The sequence below is a fragment of the Streptococcus oralis genome (genome assembly GCF_001578945.1).
GTDB classification, from domain to species: Bacteria; Bacillota; Bacilli; order Lactobacillales; family Streptococcaceae; genus Streptococcus; species Streptococcus oralis_Q.
In genome coordinates this window covers 1-1,354 of record NZ_KQ969567.1, presented here as the reverse complement: position 1 = coordinate 1,354, position 1,354 = coordinate 1, and the positions used below count along the sequence as shown (strand labels likewise).

The 1,354-nt window shown below is 49.9% G+C and carries 1 pseudogene; it reads right to left on the bottom strand.

The annotated features are described in order from the left end of the window. Nucleotides 1–1,354, bottom strand: a pseudogene (locus tag SORDD16_RS09715) (RHS repeat protein); the annotation flags it as partial.

The window sequence follows — 1,354 nt, the reverse complement described above, 5'->3', positions numbered from 1 at the left end:
GCCTGTTTGGTTGTTGAGGTAGCTAGATCGACCTTTGCCATAGCTATAGGTCTCTCGTGCCTTGCCATCATGGTCATAGGTTTCAAGGACTTCTGTATGTTCACGATTGACATCATTGACATAGTTGCGTTCCTCGTAGTAGTTGTAGGTATCCTCTCGTGTGGTATAAGGGATGAGAACATCCTGAACCTGGCTGGCATAGGTCACTTCTCCCTGACCCGGTAAGTTCCCGAGTTCTGGTGGGTTGACCACGATTCCCTCCTTGGTCGCTCGGTCCTTAGCCACTTTCTGGTGGTAGGCTGTCGACACATCGTCAAAGATGCTGTGCCAGATGCTTCCTATCGTCTGCGGTAAAGCAGACAGGGCTTGGAGGACATTCTGGCTAAAGCCATACCAGAAGAGGGAGTTTTCTTCCCCACTTGGGGCTGTGTATGGTGACTTACGACCTGACTTGGTATCCTTTGGCTTGCGTTGGAAGAGCTGATAGGTGTTCTTGCCTTCCTTGCGACTGGCAGTGAAGACACGGTTATCATCCCCGTCGTAAAGCGCAGCCATGAGAAGACCCTTCTTGTCCTTGATCGCAAGCAAGCGGTTCTCTGTATCGTAGATGTAGTCTAGCTTTTCTGAATTCTTCTCAGAAGCGATGCGATTGCCATTCTTGTCGTAGGTATAGGTGATGGTGCCATCTGGGCCTTCCAGCTTGGTCAAGCGGTTATGGTCATCGTAGGTAAAGCGTGTCTGACTCTCCTTGCCATCGACTGTCTCGGTACTGGTCAGTTTATTGCCGGCTAGGTCATAGGTATAGGAGAGTTTAGAGAGTTCCTTACCAGCTCCATCCGATACCATCATGTTTTCCACTTGACCCAGAGTATCGTAGGTGTAGGTATGGACTAGGGTTTCGCCATCCTGCTGGATGGTTTCTTTGGCGATATAGCCTCCGTCGTCATACTCATAGCCATAGCTGGAGATGAGTTTGTCCTGCTTATCTACATGGCGGAGTTCGGTGAGGCGGTGAGCCTTGTCATAGGTTAAGAAGCTCTTGCTTCCATCTCCCCGATCAACTTCCGTCAAATCCCCTGCTTGGTTATAGCTATAGCTGGTCTTTTGTCCCTTGACATCGGTCACGGAAGTCAGGCGATCCAGTTCATCGTAAGTGTAAGAGACTGTACTGCCATCTGGGTAAATCATCTTCGAGATATTGCCATAAGCATCATACTCGTACTGGATCAGGCTACCATCTCCCTGACGAACACCCGTGATCTCGCCTTCTTCGTTGGTAGCGTACTGGCTAGTTCCTGTCAGGTCACTCATAGACACCCGACGGCCATCCGCATCATAGGTGTAGAGGATTTGA